The 8,668-nt window shown below is 71.1% G+C and carries 5 protein-coding genes; all 5 read left to right on the top strand.

From position 1 onward, the window contains the following. Positions 1–418 precede the first annotated feature (418 nt). Positions 419–1,927 (top strand): leucyl aminopeptidase, encoded by a 1,509-nt coding sequence (locus AMK27_RS40740; protein WP_073919528.1) that lies wholly within the window; start codon positions 419–421, stop codon positions 1,925–1,927. Between the two features lie 311 nt (positions 1,928–2,238). Then, the gene (gene lpdA / locus AMK27_RS40735) at positions 2,239–3,627 is read left to right on the top strand and encodes a dihydrolipoyl dehydrogenase (protein WP_073919526.1); all 1,389 of its coding nucleotides are present in this window, start codon (positions 2,239–2,241) and stop codon (positions 3,625–3,627) included. A gap of 62 nt (positions 3,628–3,689) precedes the next feature. Continuing rightward, positions 3,690–5,501 (top strand): 2-oxoglutarate dehydrogenase, E2 component, dihydrolipoamide succinyltransferase, encoded by a 1,812-nt coding sequence (gene sucB, locus AMK27_RS40730; protein WP_073919525.1) that lies wholly within the window; start codon positions 3,690–3,692, stop codon positions 5,499–5,501. A 131-nt stretch (positions 5,502–5,632) separates the two neighbouring features. Next, positions 5,633–6,256, top strand: a complete 624-nt coding sequence (locus tag AMK27_RS40725) for a GntR family transcriptional regulator (protein WP_030314321.1) — start codon at positions 5,633–5,635, stop codon at positions 6,254–6,256. 305 nt (positions 6,257–6,561) lie between these two features. Beyond that, positions 6,562–8,668: pyruvate dehydrogenase (acetyl-transferring), homodimeric type (gene aceE / locus AMK27_RS40720; RefSeq protein ID WP_073919523.1), on the top strand; the 2,107-nt coding region annotated here is incomplete at its 3' end.

Raw genomic sequence — 8,668 nt, 5'->3', positions numbered from 1 at the left:
CGGCGGCGGCGAGGGCCGCGACGCGGGCGGTGCGGGGCGCGGTGCGGGCGCCGCCGCGGGTGCGGGGCGTGCTTCCGGGCATACGGATTCGGCCGGAGTCCATCAGGTGGTGTCCCCCCTCTGCAGGTCCCCGCGCGCCGGGGGCCGGGGCGGCGAACCTGTGGAGATGTTGCAGATGATGCGAAGACGAGCGGGTCGTCCTTGCGTGACTGAGGCGAGTGTGAAGGAGCGCTCCGAGCCTGAACGGTAAACATGAAAGAGACACCACGGATGAGTGAATCAACGCCGCCGTGAGCGAAGCGGGCGAGCGAGCGTAGGCTCGTTCTCGACGCTCTCCGGGCCGAAATACGATGCGGCGGGCACGGTCGGCCCATCCCTCGACCGCCACAGAACTCAATGGAAGCGAGATTTCACCACCGTGACTGCTCTCACTCTCAGCACTGCCGGCGCGGCGACGCTCCGCGCCGACGCCCTCGTCATCGGCGTCGCGAAGTCCGGGAAGACGCTCGTCGTCGCTCCGGGCGCCGAGGCCGTCGACAAGGCCTTCGACGGCCGGCTCGCCGCCGTCCTGGAGACGCTGGGTGCCTCGGGTGCCGAGGGTGAGGCGACCAAGCTGCCCGCCCCCGCCGGCCTCAAGGCCCCCGTCGTCCTCGCCGTCGGCCTGGGCTCCGCCCCCGAGGACGGCGAGTCCTACGCCGCGGAGACCCTCCGCCGGGCCGCGGGTGTCGCCGCCCGCACCCTGACCGGCTCGAAGAAGGCCGCGTTCGCGCTGCCGATCGAGGAGGCCGAGGACGCCTCCGCCATCGCGGAGGGCGCCCTGCTGGGCGCGTACGCCTTCACGCAGTACCAGGAGACCGGCAAGGACGCGAAGAAGCCGCTGGGCGAGGTCGCCCTGCTCGGCGCCAAGCCGCGCGACAAGGCCCACAAGGCCGCCGCCGAGCGCGCCCAGGCGGTCGCCGCCGAGATCAACCGCGCCCGCGACCTGATCAACATGCCGCCGAACGACCTGACCCCGGCCGCCTTCGCCGCCGCCGCCCAGGCCGCCGGCAAGGAGCACGGCCTCAAGGTCCAGGTCCTCGACGAGAAGGCCCTCGCCAAGGGCGGCTACGGCGGCATCCTCGGGGTCGGCGTCGGCTCCGAGAACCCGCCGCGCCTGGTCCGCATCGGCTACACCCACCCGAAGGCGGAGAAGACCCTCGCCCTGGTCGGCAAGGGCATCACCTACGACTCGGGCGGCATCTCCCTGAAGCCGGCCGGCCACAACGAGACGATGAAGTGCGACATGAGCGGCGCCGCCGCCGTGTTCTCCACCGTCGTCGCCGCGGCCCGCCTCGGCCTCGAGGTCAACGTCACGGGCTGGCTCGCCCTCGCCGAGAACATGCCGTCCGGCTCCGCCACCCGCCCGGGTGACGTGCTGCGCATGTACAGCGGCAAGACCGTCGAGGTCCTGAACACCGACGCCGAGGGCCGGCTCGTCCTCGCCGACGCGCTGACCCGCGCCTCCGAGGAGCACCCGGACGCGATCGTCGACGTGGCGACGCTCACCGGCGCCATGGTCCTCGCGCTGGGCAACCGCACCTTCGGCATCATGGCCAACGACGACGAGTTCCGCTCCACGATCCACGAGATCGCGGAGGAGGTCGGCGAGGCGTCCTGGCCGATGCCGCTCCCCGCGGACCTGCGCAAGGGCATGGACTCCCCCACCGCCGACATCGCCAACATGGGTGAGCGGATGGGCGGCGGCCTGGTCGCCGGTCTCTTCCTCCAGGAGTTCGTGGGCGAGGGCATCACCTGGGCCCACCTGGACATCGCGGGCCCGGCCTTCCACGAGGGCGCCCCGTACGGCTACACCCCCAAGGGCGGCACCGGCTCCTCGGTCCGCACCCTGGTGCGGCTGGCCGAGCTGACGGCGGCCGGCGAGGTCTGAGCAGCCGTGTGACGGCGACGGCCCCGGGCTGCGTGCCCGGGGCCGTCGCCGTTCGCCGTTCGCCGTTCGCCCGCGACGAAATCCGCAGGTTCGTACGCTCTGGTCCGGCCGCCGTACGGACGATCGGCCGTCTCAGAGCACGGCCCCGCGTCCCGCCATCCGTCAACAAGTGCGAAGATGGGTTCTCGGCAGGACAGGGCCCCCACCACAGGGCCGAAAAATAGCGGCCGAACACCAGCCGACCGACCGGTCCTCACCCGAAAGGGGAACGAGGGGACCGGCGACGAGCGCACATGCATGGAGGACGTGACGTGGCGAACGACGCCAGCACCGTTTTCGACCTAGTGATCCTCGGCGGCGGTAGCGGCGGTTACGCCGCGGCGCTGCGCGGAGCGCAGCTGGGCCTGGACGTCGCACTGATCGAGAAGAACAAGCTCGGCGGCACCTGCCTGCACAACGGCTGCATCCCGACGAAGGCCCTGCTCCACGCCGGCGAGGTCGCCGACCAGACCCGCGAGGCGGAGCAGTTCGGTGTCAAGGCCTCCTTCGAGGGCATCGACATCAAGGCCGTGCACAAGTACAAGGACGACGTGATCTCGGGCCTGTACAAGGGTCTGCAGGGTCTCGTCGCCTCCCGCAAGGTGACCTACATCGAGGGCACCGGCCACCTGTCCTCCCCGACCTCCGTCGACGTCGACGGTCGCCGGGTCGAGGGTCGCCACGTCCTCCTGGCCACCGGTTCCGTGCCGAAGTCCCTCCCCGGCCTGGAGATCGACGGCAACCGGATCATCTCCTCGGACCACGCGCTGACCCTGGACCGCGTCCCGGAGTCCGCGATCATCCTGGGCGGCGGCGTCATCGGCGTCGAGTTCGCCTCGGCGTGGAAGTCCTTCGGCACCGACGTCACGGTGATCGAGGGCCTGAAGCACCTGGTCCCGGTCGAGGACGAGAACAGCTCGAAGCTTCTTGAGCGCGCGTTCCGCAAGCGCGGCATCAAGTTCAACCTCGGCACCTTCTTCCAGTCCGCCGAGTACACCGACAACGGCGTCAAGGTCACCCTGGCCGACGGCAAGACCTTCGAGGCCGAGGTGCTGCTGGTCGCGATCGGCCGCGGCCCGGTCTCCGCCGGCCTCGGTTACGAGGAGCAGGGCGTCGCGATGGACCGCGGATACGTCCTGGTCGACGAGTACATGCGCACCAACGTGCCGACGATCTCGGCCGTGGGCGACCTCGTCCCGACGCTCCAGCTCGCGCACGTCGGCTTCGCCGAGGGCATCCTCGTCGCGGAGCGCCTGGCCGGCCTGAAGGCCGTCCCGATCGACTACGACGGCGTGCCCCGGGTGACGTACTGCCACCCCGAGGTCGCCTCCGTCGGCATCACCGAGGCCAAGGCCAAGGAGATCTACGGCGCGGACAAGGTCGTCGCCCTCAAGTACAACCTGGCGGGCAACGGCAAGAGCAAGATCCTCAAGACCGCGGGCGAGATCAAGCTCGTCCAGGTCAAGGACGGTGCCGTGGTCGGCGTCCACATGGTCGGTGACCGCATGGGCGAGCAGGTCGGCGAAGCACAGCTGATCTACAACTGGGAGGCGCTGCCGGCCGAGGTCGCGCAGCTCATCCACGCCCACCCGACGCAGAACGAGGCGCTCGGCGAGGCCCACCTGGCCCTGGCCGGCAAGCCTCTGCACTCCCACGACTGACGCTCACGTCATCACAGGGCGCGACGACCACTTCCCGCAATTCGTTAGGAGCAACTGAAACCATGTCGGTTTCCGTAACCCTGCCGGCGCTCGGCGAGAGCGTCACCGAGGGCACCGTCACCCGCTGGCTCAAGGCCGAGGGTGAGCGTGTCGAGGCCGACGAGCCGCTGCTCGAGGTCTCGACCGACAAGGTCGACACCGAGATCCCCGCCCCCGCCTCGGGCATCCTGGCCTCCATCAAGGTCGCCGAGGACGAGACGGTCGAGGTCGGCGCCGAGCTCGCCATCATCGACGACGGCACGGGCGCCCCGGCCGCCGAGGCCCCCGCCGCCGAGGCCCCGGCCGCCGAGCCCGCCGCGGCTCCGGCCGCCGAGACCCCGGCCGCCCCGGCGCCGGCCGCCGAGGCCCCCGCGGCCGAGGCCCCCGCCGCCCCGGCCCCCGCGGCCGAGGCCCCGGCCGCTCCGGCCGGCGGTGCCACCGGCACCGACGTCGTGCTGCCCGCGCTCGGCGAGTCCGTCACCGAGGGCACCGTGACCCGCTGGCTGAAGTCGGTCGGCGAGACCGTCGAGGCCGACGAGCCGCTGCTCGAGGTCTCCACGGACAAGGTCGACACCGAGATCCCCGCCCCCGCCTCCGGCGTTCTCCTGGAGATCGTCGTCGCCGAGGACGAGACCGCCGAGGTCGGCGCCAAGCTCGCCGTCATCGGTGCCGCGGGTGCGGCTCCGGCCGCCGCTCCGGCTCCGGCCGCCCCGGCGCCCGCCGCCGCTCCGGCCCCCGCCGCCGCCGCTCCGGCTCCGGCTGCTCCGGCCGCCCCGGCTCCGGCCCCCGCGCCGGCCGCTCCGGCCGCCCCGGCCGCGGCTCCGGCCCCGGCCGCCCAGGCCCCGTCGATCGCCCCCGCGGTCGTCACCCCGGTTCCGGCGACCCCCGCCGCGGCTCCGGCCGCACCCGCGGAGGACGGCGCGTACGTGACCCCGCTGGTCCGCAAGCTCGCCACCGAGAACGGTGTCGACCTCGCGGCCGTCAAGGGTTCGGGCGTCGGCGGCCGTATCCGCAAGCAGGACGTCCTCGCGGCCGCCGAGGCCAAGAAGGCCGCCGCCGCCCCGGCCGCGGCTGCTCCGGCCGCCAAGGCTCCGGCCCTGGAGGCCTCCCCGCTGCGCGGTCAGACCGTCAAGATGACCCGCATGCGCAAGGTCATCGGCGACAACATGATGAAGGCGCTGCACGGCCAGGCCCAGCTGACCTCGGTCGTCGAGGTCGACATCACCAAGCTGATGAAGCTGCGCGGCCGCGCCAAGGACGCCTTCGCCGCCCGTGAGGGCGTCAAGCTGTCCCCGATGCCGTTCTTCGTCAAGGCGGCGGCCCAGGCGCTGAAGGCCCACCCGGTCATCAACGCCCGGATCAACGAGGACGAGGGCACGATCACCTACTTCGACACCGAGAACATCGGTATCGCGGTGGACTCCGAGAAGGGTCTGATGACCCCGGTCATCAAGGGTGCGGGCGACCTCAACATCGCCGGTATCTCGAAGAAGACCGCGGAGCTGGCCGGCGCCGTGCGCGCCAGCAAGATCACCCCGGACGACCTGGCCGGTGCGACCTTCACCATCTCCAACACCGGTTCGCGCGGCGCGCTCTTCGACACGATCATCGTGCCCCCGAACCAGGTCGCCATCCTGGGCATCGGCGCCACCGTGCGCCGTCCGGTCGTCATCAACCACCCGGACCTGGGTGAGACGATCGCGATCCGCGACATGACGTACGTCGCGCTGTCCTACGACCACCGTCTGGTGGACGGCGCCGACGCCGCCCGCTACCTGACCTCGGTCAAGGCGATCCTCGAGGCCGGCGAGTTCGAGGTCGACCTCGGTCTGTAGTCCGTACGCCGAAAGGCATACGCCGAGGCAACGTAACGAGCCTCACCTGCGGCGCCCCCGCCCGGAAGTGTTTCCGGACGGGGGCGCCGCCGTATTGTCTTTAGAGTCAACACTCCCCGAGGAGCCGCTTCATGACCGTCCCCGTCGTCCACTCGCTGCGCGAGCAGATCCGCGAGCACATCGTGGAGGGGATCGTCAGCGGCCGCTGGAAGCCGGGCGAGCGGATCGTGGAGCGCCGGATCGCCACCGAGCTCGAGGTGAGCCAGACGCCCGTGCGCGAGGCGCTGCGCGAGCTGGAGTCGCTGCGACTGATCGAGTCGGCGCCGAACAAGGGCGTCCGGGTCCGCAATCTGACCGCCGCCGACCTGGAGGAGAGCTACCCCGTACGGGCCGGTCTGGAGCAGATCGCGGCGGAGCTGGCGGCCGGCCGGCTCGCGGCCGACTGCTCGGCCCTGGAGCCGCACGTGGCGGCCCTGTACGAGGCGGACGCGACCTCCGACGGCACGGCCCAGGTGCGGCACACGGTGGCCTTCCACCGGGAGCTGGTGAAGGCCGCGGGGAACGCCGTCCTGCTGCACACCTGGGAGACGCTGGGCATCGAGGTGTTCACGGCCCTGTCGATCCGCTGGCTCGGCACGGTCCAGAAGTCGTACGCGGAGGAGCACCAGGAGCTGGTGGAGGCCTTCCGGCGGGGCGACCCGAACATCGGCGCGCTGGTGAAGGCGCATGTGCTGGGCTGCGCGCCGCGCGCCTGACCTGCCCCCTTCTCGTCACGGACAGTGAGCGGGCCCACCCTCGGGTGGGCCCGCTCATTCGTGCGCGCCCCTCCTCAGAAAGCGGCCCCTCCCCGCTCCCACCTGCGAAAACAAGGCACCGGGTGCCCCGTTTCACGGCACCCTGTGCCGACTTTCTCGATCTGAAGAGGTTTTCCCCTTCAACCCTTTGATCGATCATCGATCGCCGGTTTACAGTCTTCGGCGGGCCGCTACCCGGCCCTTCGCCCTGTCCTGCCAGACAAGGCACCCCTTCTCCACCCCCATCTGTCCGGAAGGCGGCGATCATGACCGATCCCGTAGGCAAGATTCCGAGCGAGCTCGACCAGCTCCCGGACCGTGACACCGAGGAGACCGCCGAGTGGGCGGCCTCCCTGGACGCCGTCACCAAGGCCGCCGGCCCCCACCGGGCCGCCTACCTGATGCGCCGCACGCTCCAGCACGCCGAGGGCGCGGGCCTCGCCCTGCCCAAGCTGCTGGAGACGGATTACGTCAACACCATCCCGACCTCCTCCGAGCCGACGGGCGCCGACTTCGACGGCGACGAGGCCATGGAGCGCCGGATCACCGCCTGGAACCGCTGGAACGCGGCCGCGATGGTCACCCGCGGCTCGAAGTACGGCGTCGGCGGTCACATCGCCACGTTCGCGTCGGCCGCCTGGCTGTACGAGACCGGCTTCAACCACTTCTTCAAGGGCAAGGAAGCCGACGGTTCCGGCGACCAGCTCTACATCCAGGGTCACGCCGCGCCCGGCATCTACGCCCGCGCGTTCCTGGACGGGCGCCTCAACGAGGCCCACCTCGACAACTTCCGGCAGGAGTCCGGCGGCAACGGCCTGCCCTCCTACCCGCACCCGCGCCGCCTGCCCTGGCTGTGGGAGTTCCCGACCGTCTCCATGGGTCTGGGCCCGCTCTCCGCGATCTACCAGGCGCGCTTCAACCGCTACCTGACCAACCGCGCCATCAAGGACGTCTCCGCCTCGCACGTGTGGGCGTTCCTCGGCGACGGCGAGATGGACGAGCCCGAGTCGACCGCGGCCCTCGCCCTGGCCGCCCGCGAGGGTCTGGACAACCTGACCTTCGTCATCAACTGCAACCTGCAGCGCCTCGACGGCCCGGTCCGCGCCAACTTCAAGATCGTGCAGGAGCTGGAGGCCCAGTTCCGCGGCGCCGGCTGGAACGTCGTGAAGTCGCTGTGGGGCAACGCCTGGGACGAGCTGTTCGCGCTCGACACCACCGGCGCCCTCGTCCGCCGCCTCCGCGAGGTGCCGGACGCGCAGGTCCAGACGTACCAGACCCGCGACGCCGCCTACATCCGCCAGGACTTCTTCGGCAAGGACCCGGCGCTCGTCGCGATGGCGCAGCTGCTGAGCGACGACAAGATCCTGGAGTGCTTCCACCTCTCCCGCGGTGGCCACGAGCCGCGCAAGGTGTACGCCGCGTACAAGGCCGCCGTGGAGTTCAAGGGCGCGCCGACGGTCATCCTCGCGCAGACCGTCAAGGGCTTCACCCTCGGTGAGGGCTTCGCGTCGAAGAACGCGAACCACCAGATGAAGAAGCTCACGAACGACGAGTTCAAGAACATGCGTGACCTTCTTGAACTGCCCATCTCGGACGCGCAGTTCGCCGACGGCCAGGTGCCGTACGGCCACCCCGGCGCCGACTCCCCCGAGGTCCGCTACCTGCAGGAGCGCCGCGCGGCGCTCGGCGGTCCGGCCCCGGCCCGCCGTACCCACGCGATCGCCCCGCTGCCGGCCCCGGCCGAGAAGGCCTTCACCGCCTTCGACAAGGGCTCCGGTACGCAGTCGATGGCGACGACGATGGCCTTCGTCCGCCTGGTCAAGGACCTCATCCGCGACAAGGAGACCGGCAAGCGCTGGGTCCCGATCGTCCCGGACGAGGCCCGTACCTTCGGTATGGAGTCGCTGTTCCCGTCGCTCGGCATCTACTCGCCGAAGGGCCAGACGTACGAGCCGGTCGACCGCGACCAGCTGATGTACTACAAGGAGGCCGTCAACGGCCAGATCCTCAACGAGGGGATCACCGAGGCCGGTTCGATGGCCGACTTCATCGCCGCTTCCACCGCGTACTCCACGCACGGCGAGGCGATGATCCCGTTCTACATCTTCTACTCGATGTTCGGCTGGCAGCGGACCGCCGACCAGATGTGGCAGCTCGGCGACCAGCTCGGCCGCGGCTTCCTCGTCGGCGCCACCGCGGGCCGTACGACCCTGACCGGTGAGGGCCTGCAGCACGCCGACGGCCACTCGCCGGTGATCGCGGCGACCAACCCGGCGGCGCTGACGTACGACCCGGCGTTCGCCTACGAGGTCGCGGCCATCGTCAAGGAGGGTCTGCGCCGGATGTACGGCGAGGCCGCCGAGGGCGAGGACC

Origin of the sequence: Streptomyces sp. CB02009 (genome assembly GCF_001905825.1) — a bacterium.
Taxonomy (GTDB): Bacteria; Actinomycetota; Actinomycetes; order Streptomycetales; family Streptomycetaceae; genus Streptomyces.
Note: the sequence above shows the minus strand (reverse complement) of the source record. Positions and strands in the feature narration are given on the sequence as shown.

Coding starts and splice junctions, on each gene's coding strand:
- sucB (WP_073919525.1), top strand. CDS start 3,690: ATGTCGGTTTCCGTAACCCTGCCGGCGCTCGGCGAGAGCGTCACCGAG.
- AMK27_RS40725 (WP_030314321.1), top strand. CDS start 5,633: ATGACCGTCCCCGTCGTCCACTCGCTGCGCGAGCAGATCCGCGAGCAC.